We start from the raw sequence: 25,662 nt of genomic DNA, 5'->3' as shown, positions 1-25,662 counted from the left end.
TTTCTGATACATTTTCGTGTCGGAAGCAGTTTAGAATGGGAGTCCGACAGCAAAATGCAGCTTGAAATCGCGCCCTAAGTTCGGATGGAAGATGGCAAAATGCTCCTTGCTTGTTTCATAAGAAGGGTTTATAGCCTTCATACCTGCATCAAGACGGAGAATGAAATAATCGAAATTCAAGCGCAAACCGAGGCCATACGCAACTGCCAACTGCTTATAAAATTCATCAAACTTGAACTGTCCGCCCGGCTGTTCAGCATATTCCCGCAATGTCCAGATGTTACCGGCGTCCACGAATGCAGCTCCGTCGAACTTCCAGAACAGATGCGTGCGATACTCTGCATTGAGGTCTATCTTCAAATCGCCGGTCTGATTGATGAAATCTATCCTTCCGTCATATCCCTTGAACTTACCGGGTCCAAGCTCACGAACGCTCCATCCACGGACGGAATTGGCTCCACCGGCAATATATCGCTTTTCAAAGGGCAGCACCTTACTGTTGCCGAACGGCCAAGCAATACCGAAATCGCCGTGCAGTACCAATGAATTTCGTTCGTCGAAGCGAATTATCTTTGTAAAATCAAAGTCGAATTTAATGTATTGAGCGTAAGCTATGTTGAAAAGCGTGTGCTGTCCATCGGCGTTTTCCTTGAAATTAAAGATGGAATTAAGCCCACTCAACAGGTTGCCTGCCGACTCCACCTGTCCACGTATCGCAATATCATTGTAATTATAGCTTGCTGCAAATCCCATCTTCATTATGAAAAGATCCTCATAATTGTATCTAAGAATTGCATTACGGTTTGAAACGTCGTCGAGATAATCCTTCTTGAAAGTCTGACTGATCCAAGGCATATAGACATAACTGAGGTCGAAGACGTCGAAATCGTATTTCAAGTGCTTCAGAGGATTCATCCAATGGTATTTCCACGCTGCTGAAAAGACACGCCGATGAAACTCCGGCCGGTTCTGAAGATCCCAACTCACAGTGGCTTCAGAGGTTGCATTGCTCCTTCTTCTGAAGTCTCTGGTAACGAACGGAGCAAGGAATCGGGGAAACTCCAAGCGAGTCTGCACGCTGTATTCCTCATAATTGTGGTTGTCGTAGCCTTCCAGACCCGTAATTGCCTCGAAAGCTGCACGCAGCTCTATGCTGAAAAGCTCGCTGCCTTTGAACAGATTTCTGTTCTGATAGCTCAAAGCACCTGCAACACCGAGATCGCCGGCCGTATTCGTACCTTCAGGCTGAAACGAAATAGTGTGCGGCTTGTTGTTGGAGAGCTTTATGTCAGCATCAAGATAATGCAGTTGCGAACCTTTCAGCGATGTGTTTCTGCCGAAAATAATGTTGTCGAACGTTTGTTTCTCCCTGAAATCTATGTTCGTATAGCGCACAGCACCCAGTCTTGCAAAATTATTATAAGTCTTTTGCAAGTCGCTTGCAGAGAAATATTTACCCGATTCTATCAGATTATTGTCGTCAATGACACTCTTTCTCAAGTGAATGCCCGTCGAATCTCCGGGAATAATGTTCACTTTATCAATGAAATAGCGTGGATGCAAGGTAGGTTCAGCCTTTCCGTTCGCCCTGAATTTGGTAAGATGCAGCGTAACATCCACTTCCTTTGAGCCTCGAATGGAATCCGCACTGTAATAAATGAAGTCTTTATTGAACCTGTAATAACCCGAATCGTTCAGTATCTTGGTCAGTCGTTTCCGCTCATCGTCGAGAGAGGAAACCGTGAACTGGCGAGGATGCGCCTTATCGAAACCTTGTGGAAGATGTGGTTTCAGAATCTCAGCTATCAGGGAATCCTCAATGTCGTAACTGAAATTCTTGATAACGAACGGTGCGCCGGGGTGCAGGTTGTAGATGGCAGTAAGCTTCTTGCCCTTCACTTTGGTGTCAATGTCCACCGAAGCGTTCATATATCCCATATTGTTCATTGCGATACGAAGGTCTTCACAAGACAGCCGAGCCTGAACCGTGTCGTAAAGCACCGGTTCCTCACCCACTTTCTGCAAGGTTCGGTTTATCCATTTCGTGGTGTCCTTGCCTGCAAGCGCGTATGTTCCGAGTGGAATCTTGAAGAAAGAGAACCATCGTGAGTTTCCTTTCTGGCGTACATACTGGGCAAGTTGCGACGGATTGATGCCTTTTGCGTCCGACCTTATTTCAACCTTGTCGAGCATATATTCGTTATCCGGAACGAATTTTTCAGCCGAACAAGCCGCAAAAAGTATTCCCAGAATACCGATTGCCAATATAAAGTGAAGATGGAATAATCTGATGCGAAACATTGAATACCTGTTCTTTTTTGCGCAAAGATACTAAAAAGTTGAGAGTTAAAGACGGAGAGTGGATAGTTTTTTGTAAATTTGCGATGTGATATCAAAGAATAAAATAAAACTTATCCGTTCGCTCGAAACCAAGAAAGGCCGTGAAAAGGCAGGCTTGTTCGTTGCCGAAGGACCAAAAGTGGTGAACGACCTGCTCGATGCAGGCTTCACGGCGGAAGATATAATTGAGGATGCGGAAGACATAAAGAGAGTTTCTTTCCTTCAGCACCCCCAACCGATGCTCGGCGTGTTCAGGTTTAAACCCAAAAGTGCCTCTCCCGACATTCTTTCCACGCTTTCCATTGCGCTCGACGGCGTGCAGGATCCCGGCAATTTGGGAACAATCATCCGAGTTGCAGACTGGTTCGGAATCGACAACATCATCTGTTCAAACGACACCGTGGACTGTTGGAACCCGAAAGTGGTGCAAGCCACGATGGGAAGCATTGCCCGCGTGAATATCCATTACATCAACTTAGAAGACTTAATCGCATTTCTGCCCGGCGATTTCCCTGTCTACGGAACAATGCTTGACGGCAGAAACATCTACGAAGAAGCCTTGAGCAAAAGCGGAATCATTGTGATGGGAAACGAAGGGAACGGCATTTCGCAGCCCATACGGGAGAAAGTGAACAGAAAACTGCTGATACCCACGTTTTCAAATAGCGAACACAAGGCTGATTCCCTGAACGTAGCCATCGCAACGTCAATCGTATGCTCTGAATTTAAAAGAAGAGGATAACGACAACTGCGCACAAAACGGTCATAACGGCAAGAATCGGCAAACCATAAAACCAAATTTGAGGAAACAAAACAACTGAAAGGATATGACTATGAGAAGTTTGGAAGAACTCACAAGACCCAATATCTGGAAACTTACTCCTTATTCCGATGCACGCAATCAACCTGAAGGGCGCAATGCACACGTGCTCCTCGATGCAGACGAGAACCCATACAACAAGCCCTTCAACCGTTATCCCGACCCTCTCCAAACAGATTTGAAGGCGAAGATTGCCAAAATCAAAGGAGTGAAGGCAGAAGAAATATTCCTCGGAAACGGCTCCGACGAAGCCATAGATCTGTGCTACCGCATCTTCTGCGAACCAACGAAAGACAACGTTGTTGCAATAGAACCGACCCGAGAAATGTATAAACGCTGCGCAGACCTCAACAACGTGGAATACCGTCCTGTGCTTCTCAACGAAAGATACGACATAGAATCCGACAAGATACTTGCTGCCTGCGACAAGAATACAAAGCTGATTTGGCTCTGCTCGCCGAACACGCCTACGGGAAACAATCTCAACCGTGATGAGATTCAGAAAATAGTGGAAACCTTCGATGGCATCGTTGTTGCGGACGAGGCTTATTCCGATTTCTCAAAACAAAAGACTTTCAGGGAAGAACTGGCGAAATATCCAAACATCATTGTACTCAATACCTTCTCAAAAGCGTGGGGATGCGCTGCCATACGTCTGGGAATGGCCTTTGCACGGAAAGAAATTATCGACTTGCTCAACAAGGTTAAGCAGCCCTACAACATCAATCTCCTCACACAGAATCAGGCATTGGAAGCCCTTCAGCACCCATTCGATGTTGAAGACTGGATAAAAATCCTCCTTCAGGAGCGTTCCAAGATGATGAAAGCCCTCAAGGAACTGCCCATCTGCGAGGAAGTTTATCCCTCAGACGCCAATTTCTTTCTCATAAAAGTAACCGATGCCCAGACTATTTACGACTATCTGACGGCAGAAGGCATCAGCGTCCGGAACAGAACAAAGGTTGCCTTGTGCAACAACTGTCTGCAAATAACCATCGGAACGAAATCAGAAAACGGCGAACTGCTCGGAGCTTTGCGCCGATATAAATAACCATATTCGGCATAAAAACATAAAAAACGAACTATGAATCAGCCGAAAAATAATGACAAAAGCCTCTGTATAATTCCATTATTTTCGGCAAAGGATTTCTATTTTTCAAATACGGGAGTTTTCAGCGTGCAATTTTAAAACGCTTATTCTCAACCATCTACAATCTATATACCCGAAGTGTGCATATTCTGTTTGGAAATTTATTCGCAAATAGAACAGTATATCTGAATTATCTATCACATTTTCGCTATCATTCTTCCTTATTTTGCCTTCCATTCCTGCGACAATCGCATTGCATTTATCGCAAGAATGGAAAACAATCTTCGGTCAGTAAGATTCAAACGCACGAAATCCTCATTCCATTCCTCCCAAATCTGTCGATTATTTTTCTAAATCGCAGAAAAATTTTGTGCGTTTTTTGATCATTAAATTTTACAAACTGATATAGGAACAGAGCGTATATTCCTATACGAAATGACGACTGAAGAAGTTTCTTGCAGCATCAGGCAGATTCTTTTCCCCAAATAGCCGAAGAGCTTTCCATTATTCATTTATTATTATTAAATTTGTAGCTATTCAAAATAAAAGCAATACTATTATTACCTTTTCAAAATAATGATAGCAGCATACGCTATTATCGCAACGAAATTAATCAAAGAATAAAATATGGCAAGAGCTGATTTTGTAGAAAACAGAATAGATGTTGTAAAGAATATCTACACCCTCTATTCTTATCTAAAAGATGGATCGGAAGAGAAAAAAGAATGGGCAAAAGAACGTTTTGAGAATGCTACACGATTTATTGTAGAATCTTTCGGCAACAAATTGTTTTTTGCGCCTTGCCGATTTGTTGGATTCAAGAACAATACTTATGAGAAACATTCCGTGAGTTATGGAAGTGGAGACGGAATAGAAGTTCTTAATAACCTGACTGATTTAAAGTTATACAAGAATTATAAAGATGATTTTCTGACGCAACAATTCTATGATTTTGTCAAAGAATTGGGAATGGAGATTGAAAAGAACGAAATCAATTTTTCTATTCCTAACAATTTATCTGTTGAGGATTTAAAAGCAGAACACAAATGTTATTTCATATCCCCGACACATTGTAAGGGTCAAAAACAAATAGCTTGGAACAGTTTTGTAGAAAACAACCTTATGGCTATTGGATGGAATGACGAAGATTACAGTGATTCGACAACTGCCGAATTAGAATCCATATATAAAAATCAGGATGAAAGTGCTGTCTATCCCTTTAAACTCATTAAGCAGATTTGCAATGGTGATATAATTTGCTGTACCAATAATAATCACGGATTTTATGGTATGGGTATTGCTTTATCGCCCTATAAATATAAGTCGCAAATACACTTTGCAGGCACCGACAAGGACGGGAATAAATCTTATTATTCTCATTATATTGACGTTGCGTGGCTTTGTTTCAAAGAGGAAGGGTATATCCCTACAAAAGACTTCAACATAAAAAGCCCTGAAAGACAATGGATACCATACGGAACTTTGAATAAGAATGAAATACCACTCTATGTAGAAAATTATTTGTATAGAAATAAATCTGAAGAAATGGACATAAAGTCTCAATATAAACCCTACGTAAAGATTTTAAAAGAAAGCAAGAATATTGTACTGACCGGCGCACCCGGCACAGGAAAAACTTACCTTGCCCGCAAAATTGCCGAAGCGATGGGGGCAGAATACGAGATGGTGCAGTTTCATCCTTCGTATGATTATTCGGACTTTGTGGAGGGATTGCGCCCTGTAAAAGACGAAAACGGTAATATTGCCTTTGAACGTAAAGACGGAATTTTCAAGAGTTTTTGCAAGAAAGCCTTGGAAAATGAGAATTTTACGGGTAATTTTGAAGATATCTATCAAAAGTATATAGATAATTTAATTGAGTGTGAGGAAGCAGAACTCACAACTACTGTGCAGAAGAAACCTTTTAAAATAGCTGCAAATTCAAATCGGAATATTACTGTCTTTACGGCTAAAACACAATTTGTTGTGAAGAAAGAATTTCTGAAAGCATATATAGAGAAAGGTGAAATACTGGATTGGAAACCATATACTACTGCCATTGGCGAGGATATTAAAAGCAAACACCCTGACTTGAAAGTCGCTAAGTCGGAAGTTAAAAACAAGAATTACGTTTTCATCATCGACGAAATCAACCGTGGAGAAATATCCAAGATTTTTGGCGAACTGTTCTTCTCCATTGATCCCGGTTATAGAAAAGAGGAAGACAGAATAAAAGTGAAAACTCAATATCAGGAATTGGTGGATCAAGGAGATGTTTTCCGTGACGGATTTTTCGTTCCTGAAAACGTCTATATCATCGGCACGATGAACGATATAGACCGCAGCGTGGAGAGTATGGACTTTGCTATGCGCCGCCGTTTCACGTGGATTGAGGTATCGGCAAAAGACAGTGCCGACAATATGAACATTCAGGGAGAAGCAAGGGAACGGATGTTTGCGCTTAATGATACAATCTTGAAAACTGAAGGATTGGGACGGGAATTTCAGATTGGCGGTGCTTTGTTCCTCAATCAAACGGATATGGAGGAACTCTGGGACTACCATCTGTCAAGTTTGCTAAAGGAATATCTGCGCGGAATGCCCGATGCTGAAGCGAATTTCAAGAAACTTGAAGAAGCATTTAGGGGTGTAGACAGTTTTGAAGAGTAAAGAATGCGAACGACGGATAATAATTGCGGGAAGGAAATAAGCAACGGGGAACTGGCTGACTTGTTGCCTTATAGTGGTGTAACGCTGAAGAAGATTTGCGAAGAAAAGCATCCTAACCTGCTTGTTTTTCCTCATTCATTGGGCGAAAACGGCGATGATATAGGTTCGTCGTGCATCTTCCGTATCAATGATAATAAGCTATATACGAACAATGTTGTTGGGTTCGTGGGCATAGGGAATACCAAACTGAGCATTTCCTCCCGTTTCAGCGAAGACGATGATAAAGATTTCTTTCTGCACTATATGCTGCAACGGGTGTTGGGAATAAATGTCGTAGACCTTAAAATGCACAGCGACGAGGAACGAATCTTCGATTTTCTGGTCTATCTGTTTCCTTATATGCTTACGAAAGCCTTGGAGCAAGGTCTGTATCGTGAGTATTGCACTCGGGAATATAACGATGCCCGTGTGCGGGGAACGATAGACATAGCCCGACATATAAAAACGAATATTCCGTTCCAAGGCAACATTGCTTATCGGGTTCGTGAGTATTCGCACGATAATGCCTTGACACAGTTGATTCGGCACACGATAGAATATATCAAGCGAAGTGCCGCCAAGCTGATATTACATAACAGCAGAGAAACAGAAGAGGCCGTTAAAAGGATAGAACAGGCAACAACTTCATTTAATTCAAGGGATTTGCAGAAGATAATTGCCAAGAATATGAAACCCATCAGTCGCCCTTACTTCTCGAATTATGTGGCATTGCAGCGTCTTTGCCTAATGATACTATGCCATAAGAAACTGTCGTTCGGCAACAACACTCAACAGATATATGGTATTTTGTTCGATGCTGCTTGGCTTTGGGAGGAATATTTGGCCAAACTTTTTAAAGATTTGGGATTTAAGCATCCTAAGAATAAAGATAGAAAAGGCGGGCTTAGCGTGTTCAACAAGACTTCCTCATCTGATTTCAACGCATACCGCTATCCCGACTATTGGAAAAACGATACGGCACTCGATGCCAAATATAAACAAATGCAGAGCGACAAGGGAAATACAATAATAGACAGGGAAGACTTGAACCAGATTATCACTTATATGTATATCAGGAAATTTGAGTCAGGTGGTTTCATACATCCTGCAAAAGATACGACGGTAAATGGCTGTGGAACGCTTGAAGGGTATGGCGGCAACGTAAAAGTCTACTCATTGTGCATTCCGCAAAACTGCAACACGTTTACCAACTTTACAGAACGGATAAAAATAGAAGAAGATAAACTGAAAAAGATAATGCAATGACAGGCGGCAGATTTGCTGTGATAAGCAAAAAGAAAGGGCTTAATACAAAAAAACAGGAGCATTCTTATGCTCCTGTTTTTTATTTTCCAATGAAGGAAGAATGTTTTTTTACTTAGAAATGGTAGCCTAAAGTCAGCAATAACTGACTATGGTTCTTATCAACCTTTGTTGCAGTCGTTGTGTTGGAATGGATTTGTCCGCCATCCTCAACGCTCAGATTGCTGAATGGATAAAATTCGCCTTTCTGACTGCTGTACTGATAAGCCAAGTCGATATTGAATTTCTTGATCTGATATCCGATACCACAAGTGAAACGGTTCGTAGCATCCCAGTTTGTATAATCAGTTGCCGAAGAATAGCTTGTGCCGTAAGAAGGAAGCGTTGGATTCTTCTGAGCTTCTGCATTGTACTTAGGGCTTATATAGTTGTAACCTATACGAAGGGCAAGATTAGCTGTCGGCTTATACTCTGCACCCAATTTCAATGTGCTCACACCTTTCAACGCTATTTCTGCGTGCTCGTTCATATAACCGTCTGCCGATGTAGACTCATAAACGTCGCCATAACCATACCAAGAATCGTAATCATAATATACACCGTCATTGATTCGGGTGTTGATTGTGCTGTGGTCTTCGTATTCATAGCTAAGACCAAGCGCAAGATAGTTGCCTACCGTATGGCCAAGTGAGAAACCGAACTTCCAAGGTGTCCATATCTTGAAATCATAAGCATTGCTTATTTTTCCACTATCGTGTGTGCCGCCTTCGGTTGTGTTGTTGAGAATCTGTGTATAATTCTCTGTTGTGAGGTTATACCAAGTCGGAGACTTCACATACGCACCAAAACGGAATGGAGAATTGTCGAGTGGACGAACGATAACACCTGCCGTTACATCGAATCCTGTTCCCGAAACTCTGCGCTCATCTGCCATAGCAATGGTTCCTTTATTCCCCATCAATGTTTCGTTATACTCGCTGTATCCCTTATAATCCACATCCTTGATACCGAACGTAACACCGAGGAACACACGATCCTTAATGTTACCGCTGATATTGAAATCGTAATTAGCTATATATCCCTTGCTTGAGCGGTCGAACATATAGCTCTGTGCAGGGTACTCGAAGAACTTAGAATCGTTCGGACCTGCCTTAACATCAGGAATAACGGTGTTCCAATACAGGTAATCTGTCTGGCTCCAACTGTAAGATGTATTGTCGCTCTTATCATCCACATATCCCATATAGGTACCGTCTTTCATCTGACGTACCGAAAAACCACCATTGGCTTCGCTTCCCAGCATCCCTTTCAAGTAGGACTGACCGTTCTGAGAACTTCCGTTGAGGGAGTTCGCAGCATTGAGAATATAGTTGAAGTTCTTGCTTTTGTGGTAATTGAAACCTAAATTGAGGTATGACTTCCGACCGGTGCGCGTAGAATAAACGCCACCAATCTGATCAAAGCTCGCATTTGTCTTTTTCCCATTCGCAAACTCATTACCTTTGCCCTGCATCAGCAGTCCACCACTGACGCTTAACGTGTTATGACGGAAGAGACCTATGCCGGCAGGATTGCTTCCGATGGTTGAAATATCAGCACCGAGGGCTTCCAATGCACCACCCATACCAACGTAACGAGCCGTTCCGTTGAGGTCTTCGCCTGTCAAACGGGCATTTTCGTATGTCTCCTGTGCCATTGCTGGCATTGCCAACAATGAAGCAAACAGAAAATAATATTGCTTTTTCATAATTATCTAAAGATTTTAAATAGATGATTTCTCTTGATTGATTTCCTATCATCGCGACGATGAAACCGATTATCAATAACGATGGAACTGATTACCAACGACGATGGAATCGATTATGAGTGCCGATGGAACCGATTGTCAGCGACGGTGTCCACCAAAGCTGCCGCCACCACCACGAGAACCTCCGAAACTTCCACCACCGGAACTTCTTGAGCCTCCGAAGCTGCCACCATTGCTGAAGGTAGCACGTGAACCATTTCCAAACGATCTGTTCGGCGTATCGTAAGTACGCGTGTTGTTGGAAGAGCGTGTATTATTATAAGTGTTCGAGTTTCTGGAACCACCGAAACGACTGTCGCTTACTCCTCTTGAACCTCCGAAGCGACTATCGGTGCGAGTTGAAGCGTTACCATAGCTGCGCACGGTTCTTGTTCCGTTCGTATTGAAGTTTGAATTTCTCGTATTGAAGTTTGAACCTCGGTAACCACTGAAGTCTGCATCGTGCCTTGTTCTGCCGTTTGCCCAATGGTTGCCGGTACCCGTATGCCCACTTGCGTAATATCCGTGGCGTGGAGCCCATCCGTAGCCGTAGTAGCCGTAGCCGTAACCATAGTATCCGTAGCCATAACCACGATGATAATAAGGCCAACCCCAACTGCCACCGTAATAGCCGTAGCCCCAAGGACCGTACCAACCACGATAAGCACCGTAGTAACCTCCATAATATCCTCCGTAATACCAAGGATCATAGATACCGTAATACCAAGGATCCCAATATCCCCAATGGCTGTAATAATAAGGTCTGCCCATATACCAAGGGCTGTATATACCCCAATAACCATCGAATCGGCTCATACGTCTGCTGTATGCAAAGTCGTCTTCCGAAACATCATAGTATCTGTCAGCCTGATAGAGGGTGTCGAACCTTGAAGTATAGGAGCCGTCTCCCGGCTCGAATCTGATAATATCATTGCCCAAAGAGTCCTTACCAATTACCTCATAGCTGCTGCGCAGTGCGCCACGCCTGTTGTATTCGGCATCAGACTTGCTAATACCACCATAATATGTGGGTTTTGCATTGGCTTTTTCCTCCACGAAAGGCTTATTATCCGACGGAGTAAAATAGAGATCGTCCTGTGCCTGCATTGCCAACGGCAAAGCACCCGCCAGAACCGAAAGTAATATAAAACGCTTCATACACCTGTCTCCTTTATTTAGTTTATTATTAATATTTTCTTGATTTCCTACAAAATCTTTTGTATCTGGTGCAAAAATAACACAAGAACACCTACAAAGATACGGAATTTCCCTAACTATATATAGGTTTTTCCCTATTTTTTGTAATTTTGCAACATAAAATAATAAACATAATCAAATGAAATATCTGCAAATTACATTTCAGATTACTCCTGATTCAGAGATTGCAAGAGATATTCTGACCAGTCTTGCAAGCGAGGCCGGCTGCGAATCGTTCACAGAAGAAGGAGGTTCGTGGGTAGGATATGCACAGGAAAAACTATTTCAGGACGAAATGCTGAAAGCCTACTGCGAAAACTTCCCCATTCCCGACACCAAGATAGCCTATACTATCAAGGAAGCCGAGAACAGAAACTGGAACGAAGAATGGGAACAGAACGGCTTTTCGCCTATTATAATTGATGACAGATGTATCATTTGCAGCTCAAAGGAAGAAAATCCATTTGAACTTTTGACTGAAAACACCATAAAAGAGCCACTCGTTGTGAGGATAGACCCACGACAGGCATTCGGTTCAGGCACACACGAAACCACACAGATGATTGTCAGCCAACTCTTCGATGAAGACCTGCGTGCGAAAAGCGTACTCGACTGTGGCTGCGGGACTGGCATTCTCGGAATCGTTGCCGCCAAACTCGGGGCTGCAACGGTCTGCGCCTACGACATAGATGAATGGAGCGTAAGGAACACGGAAGACAATGCGAAACTGAACGGCGTGGAAATTCAAGTGCTGGAAGGCGACAAACACATTACAAGCAATTTCGACGGACAGTTCGACCTCGTGATAGCCAATATCAACCGCAACATTCTGCTGAATGACATAGAAACTTTCCGTGTAAAGCTAAAACAGGACGGAAAGCTGATTCTCAGCGGTTTCTACACCGAAGACGCTGCAATTTTAGAACAGAAGGCCTCTACTCTTGGGCTGCACCTGTGTCAGCAGCGAGAGAATCATAACTGGTGCTGTCTGATATTTCGTCTATCGTAGGCTCGGGTTCAGGCTCGGGAATCATCAGTTGGCGCAGCTCGTAGATGCTTCCATTGAAGATATCCAAATCAACATACCCCTTTATGCCGGGCAATCGTCCGGCATCCGTGTGCTGCCAGAACTTCCAAGGACCTTCATATTCCATCTTGTCCACATAGTAATGCGCTATCCAATACGGATAGTCGTCGAACCGGGAATCTGAAAGATACTCGTCCTTAAATTTATAATAGGTATAGATAATGGGTTTGACGTGGTACTTATCCTCCACGATATGCAGCCACGTGAGCACATTCTGCTGAAATTCCTCCGTACTCATATCAGTAGGCTTATGCTCAACATCCAGCACCGGAGCCAAGTCGCCGGGCGAAAGCGGACTCATTGCCAAGAAGAAATACGCCTGACGGCGGGGCGAGGACACGTTGCTCCAGAAATGATAAACACCCCTTATGAACCCGGATTCCCGAGCATTCTGGAAATTCTCACGGAACTTTCTGTCCACATGGCTGTCGCCTTCCGTGGCTTTCATAAACACGAAGCGGATAGGAGCCTGCTCCACCATTGCGTTTCTGAGCCTGTTCCAGTTCACGTCTCCCTGATGATGGCTGATGTCTATGCCGTGAATCTCGTACCCCTTGGGGTAAGCGGGGTCGCCATAGATGGCTCGCCACCGGAATCCCGACGGTGCAACGAGGAAGATATAGAAAACCACGCAATACAAAACGGCAATGGATATTCCTCCAACCCACCACACCCACTTCGGAGCACGATGCACTCTTTGCCGTAAATGGTAAAACATTGCAGGAATATCCATTGTATTAGAAGATTAATGCCCGTCGCTCTCCGTGGGAAGAACAACGGACTAAGATACTGATTTACTTACCCTGTTCGAGCGCAAGGGTTCTTGTGGTCTGGTCGCAGACCTCAGATGGTCCCCAATACTGCACCGGACCGGGATAGATATAGCTTGTCTTCGTGGCCCACTCGTCGCGCTGACTTGCGAAAGCCTTGAACGGAGCACCGTCCAGTTCAACGAGTGCCTTACGGATTACAGGCTTCATCTCGCCGTTGCGGCGTTCCATATTCATCATCATCGTGATAGGCACGCCTCCCGCAATCCACTCATCCGATGTGGCTGTGGTGTTCTGAACGATTGCCATATAGCCAGTCTTGCCATTGGCTATGAGCTGAACGGCCGACGTTCCCAGTGCGTAGCAATAATCAGCGTCGAAGTTCGACGGTGCTGCGCAGCGGCCTTCGTAGCCGAGGAAGTGGTGCAGAGCAGAGAACTTGCCGACGAATCTGCCTTCTTCCGCCCACGTTTCCAACTTCATTGCCACCATATCCGAGAGCAGTTTCTCGGTTTCGATGAGCGAAACCTGAACGTTTCCGTGAGGATCGCGGTCGAGCGAAAGCTGACGGGCAACACCCCTTGGAAGCGTTTCGTAGGTAGCACGGTTGGCCTCTGAAAGGTGGCTGATGATGTATTTGCGCTGTGCCTGATGGTCGAGGTCCTTGTATTCGTCGCCGTGAGCAGCGAGCAGGTCGTTGAGTTCCTGAATGAGACGGCCGATGGCAGGCACGAACTCGATGAGTCCTTCAGGGATAAGCACAACGCCATAATTGCGGCCATCCTCGGCGCGGCGCGCAACAATGCGTGCAATATCCTCCACAATCTCGTTCAGCGTGAGATCTCTTGCCTCGATTTCCTCCGAGATAAGACAGATGTTCGGCTGTGTCTGCAAGGCGCATTCCAGCGCGATGTGGGAAGCCGAACGACCCATCAGCTTGATGAAGTGCCAGTACTTGCGCGCCGAATTGCAGTCGCGCTCTATGTTGCCGATGATTTCAGAATATGTCTTCGTAGCAGTATCAAAACCGAAAGAGGTTTCTATCTGGGCGTTCTTCAGGTCGCCGTCGATGGTCTTCGGACAACCGATAACCTGAATACCGTAGTTCTTTGCCGCATAGTATTCGGCGAGCACGCAGGCATTCGTGTTCGAGTCGTCGCCGCCGATGATTACGAGTGCCTTGATGTCGAGTTCACGGATGATTTCGAGTCCCTTCTCGAACTGTTCCACTTCCTCGAGCTTTGTACGTCCCGAACCAATCATATCAAAACCGCCCGTATTGCGGTACTTATCCATCAGTTCCGGAGTGATTTCGAGATATTTGTGGTCCACCAAACCACCGGGTCCCATTTGGAAACCATAAAGACGGTTTTCGGGATTGAGCTTTTTCAACTGGTCGAACAGACCGGAAATCACGTTGTGTCCACCCGGTGCCTGACCGCCGGACAAGATTACGCCAACGTTTATCCTAAGTGCATTTTCCTTATCAGCAGGTACAAACTCCACGAGGGGCATACCATAGGTGTTAGGGAATAAGTTCTTAATTTCTTCGTGATTATCAACGCTTTGAGTAGGTTCGCCTTCCTGAATCTTTACTGCACCCTGAAGAGCTTTAGGCAACTTTGGCTGATAGGCAGCTCTTGCCTTTTGCAATGCACTTGTTTCCATACTTAAAATAACTTTTTTGAATATCTATAATTTAAAACAATCTATTTTCATTTGCAAAAGTACATTATTTTAATGACAAATTGGAATAAAAAACACTAAATTAACCCACCGGATGAATTAAATTTATAAAAAACAATGACAAAGAATTGTATTCTTCGTTGGTTTTTAGCCTTTTATCAGCATTTATTATCTGCGCCCAAGATAAATAAGAACTCAGAAACACAAGGCTATTCCAATAATGATTCAGCCGTCTCTTGTGGTTGAATCTCTCACGGATTGCACAAAATCACAGACGCTGTTTTCCTCACTGGGAAGGTAAGCCTTCAAAGATGGCACAGATTTCCTTGTTGGAACGTGTGTTTCAGCATAAATTTCCAATCATTTCTCGCCCATTATCTGCTCGCAGATCAGGCATCGGAGAGGTCTATCAGAAAGTCATTCGGAGCTATGCAGTCCATCAAACGCAATAAGATTTATAAGTAATTGATAATCAATGGATAAAACGCCTGTTTCCATTTTTGCGAAGATTGCATTTCATTCTTCGCAAAAATGCAGCGCAAACGTGCGAAGAATGCAGCGCAATCTTCGCACGTTTGCAAATCGTGTTTCCGAACAACGGAAACGACTGCCGTTCCGCCGAATCGGAAAGAGGTGTTTTTCGGCAAATCATTCACTTGCATACCGGCTCCGTTTATCCCAAATTCGGGTTAATTTAATATTTTAACTCTATTTTTGTTAAAATTAGAATGTTCATTCATTGATTTTATATATCTTTGAACATAAAAAGAAAGTGTTTTCAATTATAGAGTAATATTATGAGCAATAAACGAGATTTAAAGCGTACTATCAATTACATCTGCAGCGACTTGTTTGCAGAGGCAGTGGCAGCTTCCCTGTATGGAAGCAACGAACATCAGGAGAATGTCGATGCACTTCTCAGTTCAATCTTGATTATGCACGCAAACTACATTAACCGTGTATCTCATGTTCAGCCCGGAATGAAGGCCAGCGTTTATTTCAAGGATCTGAAGAACAAGTTCAATGAAGAGGTAGGCGAAATCATAGACCAGATAAGCAATTTAGGATAAACGGTTATGTCTGATAATTTTTCTTCGTGGCTTTTATGCAAAGCTATGGGATGGCGCATAGACGTAACCGTGGAGATTCCGGCAAAGTTTATCATTTGTCTGGCACCCCACACGAGTAATTGGGATTTCATTATCGGACAGCTATACAGCCGTGCCGCACGCCTGAAGAGCAATTTCCTGATGAAGAAGGAATGGTTTTTCTGGCCCTTGGGACCCGTATTCAGAAAGTTGGGCGGCATTCCCGTGTTTCGCAGCAAGCATACGAGTATGACCGATCAGCTTGCCGAATATGCAATGAAGTCTCAGACCTTCGGTTTGACAATCACACTGGAGGGCACCCGTTCTCTCAATCCCGAATGGAAGAAAGGCTTCTATTACATTGCGCTCAAGGCACAGATTCCCATTCTCCTCTACGGACTGGACTATGAAAAGAAAGTTATCTCTTGCACCAAAATCATTCATCCTTCCGGCAACATTGATAAGGATATGAAAGAGATAAAACTGTATTACAAAGATTTCAAGGGAAAGCATCCGGAGCTTTTCACCATAGGAACAACTGACTGATGAAGAAAAGAATCCTACTGTCCGTTCTCGGACTGTCGTGTGTGTTTGGCGTTCAGGCACAGAACGGTAAGGCCACGTGGGGCAAGTCGGCTTACGACGGCAAGCCGTGGGTGGAGAACGTTTCTCGTCCCAACACCGTTTCCGACGGATTGAACGGAAGGCATCTCTCCGTGTGGTCGTCTCACGGACGTTATTACGACACGGCAAAGCAGACGTGGAAATGGCAGCGTCCAAATCTCTTCTGCACAACCGAAGACACCTATACGCAGACCATCGTCATTCCCTATCTCTATCCGATGTTGGAGAATGCAGGGGCAGTAGTGATTTCGCCGAGGGAACGCGATTGGCAGAAGAACGAGGTCATCGTAGACAATGACAACGGAAGCAACTACTATTCCGAGACGAACGACAAGAAATCGTGGGAAAAAGCATCTACGACAGGATTTGCATTCCACAACGGAAACTATCGCGATGGCGAGAATCCATTCCAAGCAGGCACGGCACGACAGGTAAAGGCAAGGAAGAGAAGCAGCCGTTTGAGCACGGTTTCCTATCAGCCTTATATCAAGGAAGCAGGCCGATACGCCGTTTATGTAAGCTATCAGACGCTGAAAAACAGCGTAGACGATGCCGAATACATCGTTTATCACAAAGGTCAGGAAACCCATTTCAAGGTGAATCAGCAGATGGGTGGCGGCACGTGGGTGTATCTCGGGACTTTCGATTTCGATAAGGGCTGCAACGCTTTCAACCGTGTTGTCCTCACAAACCACAGCCGGAGAAAGGGCGTGGTAACTGCCGATGCCGTCCGTTTCGGTGGAGGAATGGGCAATATTGTCCGTGGAGGAAAGGTCAGCGGACTGCCAAGAACGCTTGAGGGAGCACGCTACTACACGCAATGGGCAGGTGCGCCACGAGACGTTGCGAGCAAGAGTGGCGGCGCAAACGACTATAACGACGACATCAACTCCCGCTCCCTATACACCAACTGGCTCGCGGGAGGCTCGTCATACGTTCCAAATGCCGTCGGAAAGAAAGTTCCGATAGAAATGGCATTGGCTATCCACAGCGACGCAGGCTACAAGGAAGACGGAACAACCGTGGGAACACTGGCCATCTGTACCACGCAGAATGGCAACCCAACACTCGGAGCAGGTATGAGCAGAAGCGTTTCCAAGTCGTTTGCAGAGCAGTTGGTCAGCAATGCCAGACGCGATATAGAAGGCACTTTCAGGAGAAGCTGGAACATACGGTCGGTCAAGGATGCGAATTACAGCGAAACACGACTTCCCGAAGTGCCGTCGGCAATCATTGAAACCCTCTCGCATCAGAACTTTAATGATATGCGTCTCGGGCAGGATCCGAACTTCAAGTTCACATTGGCACGCTCCATCTACAAGACTATACTGAAGGAAACTTCCCGACTGCACAACACCAGTTACGTGGTTCAGCCGCTTGCACCCAACAACTTCCGTATAGAATTTACTTCAAGAAACAAAGTCAGGCTGCGCTGGAACGCCGTGGGCGACCCATTGGAGCCTACTGCAAAGCCTACTTCATTCAATATTTATACATCAACCGGCACAAGCGGCTTTGACAATGGCGTGAATGTAAGGGGCAGTTCATACGAAATGGAACTGCAACCAGGCATACAGTATAACTTCAGAATCACTGCCTGCAACCGTGGCGGCGAAAGTTTCCCCACGGAAGTGCTTTCGGCATACGCTCAGGAGGGTGCAAGGCAGACCATTCTCGTTGTAAACGGCTTCCATCGTCTGTCGTCTCCGGCACAGGTAAACAACGATGCCGAACAGGGATTCGACCTTGAAGCCGATCCGGGCGTCAGTTACGGCCCTACTGCCGGTTGGAACGGCCGCCAAAGCAATTTCGACAAGACGCAGGCAGGCAAGGAAGGTCCAAGTGCGCTCGGATTCGGAGGCGACGAACTTGTGGGAACGTTCGTTGCCGGAAACGATTTCAACTACGTGAAAACCCACGTTGAGGCCATCGCCACGGCGAGAAGATACAACGTTGTAAGCTGTTCAAGCGAGGCAGTGGAGAACGGTTACATTGAGCTTTCAAGGTATTCGATGGTGGATCTGGCATTAGGGCTTGAGAAAGACGACGGCCACAGCCTCTATTTCTACAAGGCTTTCAGGCCGAAAATGCAGGAAAAGCTCAGGAACTATCTGAACAGGAAAGGCAGACTCTTTGTCAGTGGTGCCTATCTGTCGTCGGATATGAGAACGGATTCCGAACAAACGTGGCTGAAAACCACGCTGAAAGTTGCAAACAACGGAAGCAATCAGAACAATTATAACTCTGTGGTAACCGGAATGGGGATGAACTTCGACGTTTATCGCACCATCAACGAGCAACACTACGGCGCATATTCTCCGGACGTGCTTCTCCCGACAGGCAATGCTTTCAGCGTTATGAAGTATGCCGACAATTCCAGCGCGGCAGTAGCCTATCAGGGAGCCGACTACAAAACCTTCGTTATGGCGATTCCGTTCGAATGTATCAAGGACAGGGACACACGCAACAAGATTATGCGTGGTATCGTTGCCTTCCTCTTGAAATAAGACACCAATCCTTTTAAAACAAATGACTATGCACACTATACAAGCAAACGCATCGGGTACAAGAAACTTGGAAATCAGCGACACCCATCTTGAAACCCTAAAGAAGTATTCTCTCTTTTCAAACCTCGTGGGCTCGAGCGGCATCATTGACGAGGACACGCTCGACAGACTGAAGTTAAACGTCAGAAGTCTCTTGGAATCGGAAGCAGGAAAGGACAAGGCACTCCTCGATCTCTGTCTGGACGTTATCTACAATCAGAATATGAAGGCATTGGGACTGAAGAATCTCATTGCGCTTTACAAAGACTGGAAAGAGGAGCAAAAGAAAGTTGAGACCGACAGCGGCGAAAACAAGCCGGAGGTTTAAACGCTAAAAGAAGTTGGAAGGATAAAGAATTGAAGACGCAAAAGACTCCACAGGGAGGCAAGAACAAGAAGAATCCCAACAAGCAAAGGGAACAGACAGACACGCATTCGAAGGCGAATGAACAAAAGAGAAAAGAACAAGGCCGTCGGGTCGAATCACGATTCCGACTGACTGACTTTCTGCCTACAACCAAAAAGGAAGTGGAACTCAGAAAATGGGATGAACTCGACATCATTCTGTTTTCCGGCGACGCATACATAGACCATCCGGCTTTCGGTGCTGCCGTTATCGGGCGCACTTTGGAGCACGCGGGATACAAGGTTGCCATTGTTCCGCAGCCCGACTGGCACGGAGATTTCCGCGATTTCAAGAAGTTGGGACGCCCCCGTCTGTACTTTGGCGTAACAGCCGGCTCTATGGACTCGATGGTAAACCGATACACAGCCAACAGAAGACTGCGCTCGGAAGACGCCTATTCTCCCGATGGCCGGCACGATATGCGTCCCGACTATCCCTCCATCGTATATACGCAGATTCTGAAGAAGCTCTTTCCCGACGTTCCCGTGGTACTCGGCGGCATCGAAGCCTCGCTCCGAAGGCTCACGCACTACGACTACTGGAAAGACTGCATCCGGAAGAGCGTGCTCTGCGAGTCAGGTGCCGACCTTGTGATTTACGGAATGGGCGAAAAACAGGTGGTAAGCATCGCCCGCGAAATAGAAAACGGAAAGCACATCAGGGACATCAAGCACATTCCGCAGACTGCTTATCTCTGCCGCAAGAGCGAAATCGCCGGAGGCATTCAGGAAGACGATATCATACTCCACTCTCACGAAGAATGTCTGCACAACAAGAAAGCGCAGTCGGAGAACTTCAAATACATTGAAGAAGAGTCCAACAAAAAGCACGCTCAGCGCATACTTCAGGCCGTGGACAACTTCTATGCCGTGGTAAATCCCCCCTATCCCACTATGACCACCGAGGAAGTGGATGCCACCTACGACCTTCCCTACACCCGCGAGCCTCATCCGAAGTATCAGGGCAAGACCATTCCCGCCTACGAAATGATCAAGTTCAGCGTAAACATCCATAGAGGGTGTTTCGGTGGATGCGCCTTCTGTACCATTTCGGCACATCAGGGCAAGTTCATTGCAAGCCGCTCAAAAGAGAGTATTATAAAAGAGGTAAAGCAAGTAACCCAGATGCCCGACTTCAAGGGCTACCTTTCCGACCTCGGCGGACCGTCGGCCAATATGTACGGAATGGCAGGTATCAACCCAAAGGCGTGCGAACGCTGCAAGCGACCCAGTTGCATCAACCCCGAAATATGTCCGAACCTCAACACCGACCACAGCAAACTGCTCGAAATATACAGAGAGGTGGACGCACTTCCGGGTATAAAGAAGAGCTTCATCGGTTCGGGCGTGCGCTACGATCTGCTGCTGCACAAGAGCAAGGACGAAAAATCCAACAAGGCTGCACAGGAATACACCCGCGAACTGATTGTAAACCACGTGAGCGGACGCTTGAAAATAGCTCCGGAACACACCTCCGACCGTGTACTGAAGCTGATGCGCAAGCCCTCCTTCCAACAGTTTTACGCCTTCAAGCGAATCTTCGACAGGATAAACAAGGAGGAAGGACTGCGCCAGCAGATCATTCCCTACTTCATTTCCTCCCATCCGGGATGCAAGGAAGAGGATATGGCAGAGTTGGCAGTAATCACAAAGGACCTCGATTTCCATCTTGAGCAAGTACAGGACTTCACGCCCACGCCGATGACCGTTTCAACCGAAACGTGGTATTCAGGCTTTGAACCCTATACGCTCGAACCGATATTCTCTGCCAAGACGCAAAGAGAGAAACTGGCACAACGCCAGTTCTTCTTCTGGTACAAACCCGGCGAGCGCGCAGGCATAGAACGGGAGCTGAAACGAATCGGCAGAAGCGACCTGATAGGCAAACTCTACGACGGAAAACCTTTCAAGGGCAAGGTGAACTACGATGCAAAGGCAATAGGAAGCACTCCCGACCATACCAGTTATAAGAAAAAGCAAAAGAATGATGCGTGGAGAGACGGCAAGCGCAAGCAGGGCAAGAAAAGATAAAACGTCCACCCGTCTGCCAAAACAATCCCACTCCCAACACATTAATAAAATTATTTTCATAGCTGAAGATGACGATTATCCGTCATCTTCAGCTATTTATTTATGCCAAATCCTCAAGACGGAAACACCTCTCACAAGCCATTGCAAATCAACCGATTATATACCTCTTTTCAATCTTCGCAAAAACGCATTCCATTCTTCGCACAAATGCAGCGCAATCTTCGCAAGAATGGACTGCATTCTTCGCACGTTTGAAACCGAGATACTGACAAGCTGATTTTCAACTACTTACAAAACAGAATATAATCACGATGAAACGCAATTTTAATTTACATTCTGATAAACTTATCGGATAATTGAGAATAACTCCACCAATATATGTATCAAGGGAGATACGAACGGGAAGGACGCGCAAAGACTATTGTATAATAAATTTTAAACACTCCGTAGGGAATATATTTTTCTTGTTGTTACAAATTTTCTAAGTTGAATAAAAGCATTATTTCAAGAAAAAAGCTGTTTATCCAAAATATTTTCATATTTTTGTATCGTCTATATCCACGCCAATTATTTCAACAGTTGGCAGTAAATGGACATACATATTGGTAAAAGGCGTTTTTGATAACTTTCAGCCTCTATAAAAAATATTTGATATATGAGAAACAAAATAATTATCGGTACAAGTGAATTTACATTTGATAAAACAATTGATGAGTATATCGGAAAACTAAAAATATGGGAACGGCAAACAGATGTTTTCTTGAATATCGAAGATACAGAAGAGGAAGATATAGAAAAAATCGTTACTGAAAAAATAAATTGGATAGAGGGTAACAAAGATGAAATCGTAAATGCGTTTATGCTCGAAAACGATCACTATGTAGACGTTATCAATGAGATGATAGAAAGTGGTGATTTCAAGGCTGATAGTTCTATTTCGGCAGACGATTTCATCAATGCTCTGTTTATAAATAATGTTTCTATATGGGTAAAAGGAAGTGATACTAACCTCGGAATCGATTTAGATGCAGCCCCCGATTATCTGCTTGGGCACTTAGCCTATATGGAGATTGACAGCCACTATGAGATTGAGTTTGGCGGACTGAACGGCTGATTAACCTTTCGTAAGTTTATTTTCTTTTAAATGCAAAACATAACACAATGGACGATTTAAGAACACTTTTGGAAAATTACAGCCATTGCGATATAGAAACCAAGTTTGCAAGTATATCCGACGATATTTGGGAATTAGGTTCAATCGAAGAAATCAAAAAGAAGGTAAGTCCCGAAACTTTCACTTTCCACATTGCTGTAAATATGATAGGCAATTGGAAAGGCGTTGGGTGGCATTTTCTCTTTTGTGAAGGAAGAGAACTACTCCCCTATATTCCTGATACGCTGAACAGCTTGAGGCTTATAGAAATCAAAAATGCTTTTGAACGCACACTATCCATATTTCCCGATTTTGCAAAAGATTGCGACGAGAAAACTTATACCGACGTCAGCAACTTTTTGATTAATCCTCGATTTAAAGTTTCGGATGAAAGATTGAATGCAATCTCAAAAGAGGAAAGAAAGGCAAAAAGCGAAGCATTCCATAAAGGTGTTGAAGAACTGGACGATCTTTCCACAAAACTATGGAGCTTTGATGCTGAAGCTGACGGTTGGAAAAATGTTCTGAATTATCTCCATTCATTAATGCCGGACTGTTCTTCTTGCACTCCTTAAATTCAAGTTTTTCACTGATTGGGATAAATTTGGAGATTTTGAAACTTGTTCTTTTTGCCAACGCGCAATATCTCCAAGAATACCTTACAGGACTTTACGGCAAAGTTGCTTGCAGCAAGTGCATTGCCATTTCGCAAGTTTAGCGTTCCGTTGTTGATACCTCATAATTTTAAATCAACCATCAGGGACTGGCAATAAAGTTACAGGAAAAATCCTCTGCTTTTCTGTTTCATTATACATAAATTATTGTATCTTTGCAGTTGTAAGAAATTTGATACGTTCTGAATATTGAAACACGACCCTAATAAATGAAGAAACTATCTACACTTGTGCTGCTTTTGGCAATTGCCATCGCCAGCCACGCGCAGATTTCGCGCCCGAAACTTGTTGTTGGTATTGCCGTCGATCAGATGCGGTGGGACTACCTCTATTATTATTACAATGAATACGGCACAGACGGACTGCGCAGGTTGCTCAGCGGCGGCTATTCCTTCGAGAATATGCACATCAACTACGCGCCTACGGTAACAGCCATCGGCCACGCATCAATATACACCGGCTCCGTCCCGGCCATTCACGGCATTGTCGGCAACCATTTCTGGCAAGAGGATAAGCCCGTTTACTGCTGTGGAGACCCTTCGGTGCAGAGCGTAGGCTCGAACAGCAAGGAGGGACAGATGAGTCCGCACCGAATGCTGACAACCACCATCGGCGACCAACTGAAGATAGCTTCCGACTTCCGTTCGAAGGTTATCGGGGTGGCATTGAAAGACCGTGCATCCATTCTGCCTGCCGGACACTCGGCTGACGCTGCCTACTGGTGGGATACATCGGCAGGCAACTTCGTGTCGTCCACCTATTATATGAAAGAACTGCCCAAATGGGTAAACGACTTCAACAAGGAGAACCGCACGAAACCGGGATTCAACATCAAGATGTCGAACAGCGGCGTTACAATGACTTTCAAGATGGCTGCCGCCGCTCTGGAAAACGAACGGTTGGGACAGGGTGCTGAAACGGATATGCTCTGCATCAGCATTTCGCCCACCGATGCCATCGGACACGAATACGGCACCCGTGGAAAGGAAAACCACGATGTGTATATGCAGTTGGATAAGGATTTGGCAGACTTCATCAAGGTGCTTGACGCAAAGGTGGGGCAAGGAAACTATCTTCTTTTCCTCTCTGCCGACCACGGTGCCGCTCACAACTACAACTATCTGAAGAAGCACCGCATTCCGGCAGGTGCGTGGGAATACAAGAAAAGCGTGTCAGACCTGAATGCTTTTCTGCAAAACAAGTTCGGCATTCAGCCGGTTATGGGCGAGGATAATTATCAGTTCTACTTCGACGACGCGATGATTGCCAAGGCAGGCAAGGAGAAGGACGACATCATTGAAGCCAGTGTGGACTTCCTTAAGAAAGACCCTCAGTTCCTATATGTGTTCGATGAGGAGGAAATAGCAGCAACCACAATGCCCGAATATCTCAGAACCCGTCTTGAAAACGGCTATTTTCGCAACCGTTCCGGCGAAATCGGAGTGGTAACGCGCCCTCAGTTCTTCGGTGCAAAGAACTCTCCCGACTATATCGGCACTACGCACGGACAGCCTTTCCCATACGACGACCATATTCCTTGGCTGATGTATGGCTGGAACATCGGCAAAGGTCAGTCGAACGAGAGTGTAACCATCAACGATATTGCAGCAACCGTATGCGCAATGTTGAAGATTCAGATGCCGAACGGCTGCATCGGTAAGGTAAGAAACGCAAAATAAGAATATAAAACCACCCTGCAACCCACTTCTTTCTCTCGGTTTTCCGAAGGAATGCCGAAGTGGATATTCGGGGAAATGAATTTATGCACATAGCAATAGCAGGAAACATCGGAAGCGGAAAGACCACGCTCACCACTATGCTTGCCAAACGATACGGATGGAAGCCAAGGTTTGAGTCGGTGGACTACAATCCCTATCTCGATGACTACTACAAGGACATCAAGCGATGGTCGTTCGCAATGGAAATTTTCTTCCTCAAGGAACGATTCAAGGACTTGCTCGAAATCAATGAGAACGACGAGGATGTTGTTCAGGACCGTTCCATCTATGAGGGAGTTTACGTTTTCACGGCCAACAATTATGCGATGGGAAACCTCGACGAGCGTGATTACGAAACCTATATGGAGCTTTTCGAGGATATGACAGACGTCGTGAAATACCCCGACCTGATGATATATCTCCGCTCATCTGTGAGCCATCTCGTTGCGAACATCGAGAAGCGGGGCAGAGATTACGAGCAGAAAATGCCTCTCGACTACTTGGAGAATATCAACAAACGCTACGAAGACTTTATCCAGAACCAATACAAGGGGCGTGTCCTGATTATTGATGTAGACAAACTCGACTATCAGCACGAGCCAAAGGACTTCGGATTCATTACGGACAAGATAGACCGGGAACTGTTCGGTCTGTTCTAAAACCATCATTAATACC

Annotated in this window: 19 protein-coding genes; 14 read left to right on the top strand and 5 right to left on the bottom strand. The window is 45.2% G+C overall.

The features are described from left to right. Positions 1–30: 30 nt before the first annotated feature. A complete protein-coding gene (locus P150_RS0100750) occupies positions 31–2,301 on the bottom strand; it encodes a BamA/TamA family outer membrane protein (RefSeq protein WP_028896053.1) in 2,271 nt (756 codons plus the stop codon). Positions 2,302–2,386: 85 nt separating this feature from the next. Between P150_RS0100750 and P150_RS0100745 the strand changes: the two genes are divergently transcribed. The 4 genes from P150_RS0100745 (at position 2,387) to P150_RS0100730 (ending at position 8,225) form a co-directional block, all read left to right on the top strand. Next, a complete protein-coding gene (locus tag P150_RS0100745; protein ID WP_028896052.1) occupies positions 2,387–3,082 on the top strand; it encodes an RNA methyltransferase in 696 nt (231 codons plus the stop codon). 91 nt (positions 3,083–3,173) lie between these two features. Next, the gene (gene hisC, locus P150_RS0100740) at positions 3,174–4,211 is read left to right on the top strand and encodes a histidinol-phosphate transaminase (protein WP_028896051.1); all 1,038 of its coding nucleotides are present in this window, start codon (positions 3,174–3,176) and stop codon (positions 4,209–4,211) included. A 666-nt stretch (positions 4,212–4,877) separates the two neighbouring features. Next, on the top strand, positions 4,878–6,920 hold the full coding sequence (locus P150_RS16770; protein ID WP_028896050.1) for an AAA family ATPase: 2,043 nt from the start codon (positions 4,878–4,880) through the stop codon (positions 6,918–6,920). 3 nt (positions 6,921–6,923) lie between these two features. Further along, positions 6,924–8,225: an McrC family protein gene (locus P150_RS0100730; protein ID WP_028896049.1), complete on the top strand. Its 1,302-nt coding sequence runs from the start codon at positions 6,924–6,926 to the stop codon at positions 8,223–8,225. A gap of 112 nt (positions 8,226–8,337) precedes the next feature. Here P150_RS0100730 and P150_RS0100720 read toward each other — a convergent pair whose 3' ends face one another. Then, a complete protein-coding gene (locus tag P150_RS0100720) occupies positions 8,338–9,969 on the bottom strand; it encodes an OmpP1/FadL family transporter (protein ID WP_028896048.1) in 1,632 nt (543 codons plus the stop codon). A 138-nt stretch (positions 9,970–10,107) separates the two neighbouring features. Then, on the bottom strand, positions 10,108–11,166 hold the full coding sequence (locus P150_RS0100715) for a hypothetical protein (protein WP_028896047.1): 1,059 nt from the start codon (positions 11,164–11,166) through the stop codon (positions 10,108–10,110). A gap of 178 nt (positions 11,167–11,344) precedes the next feature. On the opposite strand from P150_RS0100715, the gene prmA reads away from it, so the two are divergent. After that, the gene (gene prmA, locus P150_RS0100710; RefSeq protein ID WP_028896046.1) at positions 11,345–12,214 is read left to right on the top strand and encodes a 50S ribosomal protein L11 methyltransferase; all 870 of its coding nucleotides are present in this window, start codon (positions 11,345–11,347) and stop codon (positions 12,212–12,214) included. On the opposite strand, the gene P150_RS0100705 is transcribed toward prmA, so the two are convergent. Beyond that, positions 12,141–13,025, bottom strand: coding sequence for a glycoside hydrolase family 25 protein (locus P150_RS0100705; protein ID WP_028896045.1), 885 nt, complete (start codon positions 13,023–13,025; stop codon positions 12,141–12,143). The two genes, prmA and P150_RS0100705, sit on opposite strands and share 74 nt — an antisense overlap. Before the next feature lie 61 nt (positions 13,026–13,086). After that, entirely contained in the window at positions 13,087–14,730 is a 1,644-nt protein-coding gene (locus P150_RS0100700) for a diphosphate--fructose-6-phosphate 1-phosphotransferase (protein WP_028896044.1), read from the bottom strand. Between the two features lie 815 nt (positions 14,731–15,545). On the opposite strand from P150_RS0100700, the gene P150_RS0100690 reads away from it, so the two are divergent. The 9 genes from P150_RS0100690 (at position 15,546) to P150_RS0100645 (ending at position 25,646) form a co-directional block, all read left to right on the top strand. After that, the gene (locus tag P150_RS0100690) at positions 15,546–15,818 is read left to right on the top strand and encodes a hypothetical protein (RefSeq protein ID WP_028896042.1); all 273 of its coding nucleotides are present in this window, start codon (positions 15,546–15,548) and stop codon (positions 15,816–15,818) included. A 6-nt stretch (positions 15,819–15,824) separates the two neighbouring features. Continuing rightward, entirely contained in the window at positions 15,825–16,382 is a 558-nt protein-coding gene (locus P150_RS0100685; RefSeq protein WP_028896041.1) for a 1-acyl-sn-glycerol-3-phosphate acyltransferase, read from the top strand. Beyond that, positions 16,382–18,967 (top strand): fibronectin type III domain-containing protein, encoded by a 2,586-nt coding sequence (locus P150_RS0100680; RefSeq protein ID WP_028896040.1) that lies wholly within the window; start codon positions 16,382–16,384, stop codon positions 18,965–18,967. Before P150_RS0100685 ends, P150_RS0100680 begins: the two co-directional genes overlap by 1 nt. Before the next feature lie 28 nt (positions 18,968–18,995). Further along, the gene (locus tag P150_RS0100675; RefSeq protein WP_028896039.1) at positions 18,996–19,334 is read left to right on the top strand and encodes a hypothetical protein; all 339 of its coding nucleotides are present in this window, start codon (positions 18,996–18,998) and stop codon (positions 19,332–19,334) included. 167 nt (positions 19,335–19,501) lie between these two features. Next, entirely contained in the window at positions 19,502–21,442 is a 1,941-nt protein-coding gene (locus P150_RS0100670; protein WP_231477562.1) for a YgiQ family radical SAM protein, read from the top strand. Positions 21,443–22,097: 655 nt separating this feature from the next. After that, positions 22,098–22,556 carry a DUF2262 domain-containing protein gene (locus P150_RS0100665; RefSeq protein ID WP_028896037.1) on the top strand — a complete coding sequence of 153 codons (459 nt, stop codon included), beginning with the start codon at positions 22,098–22,100 and terminating at the stop codon, positions 22,554–22,556. A gap of 47 nt (positions 22,557–22,603) precedes the next feature. Then, positions 22,604–23,170: a hypothetical protein gene (locus P150_RS0100660; RefSeq protein ID WP_028896036.1), complete on the top strand. Its 567-nt coding sequence runs from the start codon at positions 22,604–22,606 to the stop codon at positions 23,168–23,170. Between the two features lie 308 nt (positions 23,171–23,478). Next, on the top strand, positions 23,479–24,948 hold the full coding sequence (locus tag P150_RS0100650; protein WP_028896035.1) for an alkaline phosphatase family protein: 1,470 nt from the start codon (positions 23,479–23,481) through the stop codon (positions 24,946–24,948). A gap of 83 nt (positions 24,949–25,031) precedes the next feature. Continuing rightward, on the top strand, positions 25,032–25,646 hold the full coding sequence (locus P150_RS0100645; RefSeq protein WP_028896034.1) for a deoxynucleoside kinase: 615 nt from the start codon (positions 25,032–25,034) through the stop codon (positions 25,644–25,646). Positions 25,647–25,662 lie beyond the last annotated feature (16 nt).

The sequence above is a fragment of the Prevotella sp. HUN102 genome, from assembly GCF_000688375.1.
GTDB lineage: Bacteria > Bacteroidota > Bacteroidia > Bacteroidales > Bacteroidaceae > Prevotella.
Note: the sequence above shows the minus strand (reverse complement) of the source record. Positions and strands in the feature narration are given on the sequence as shown.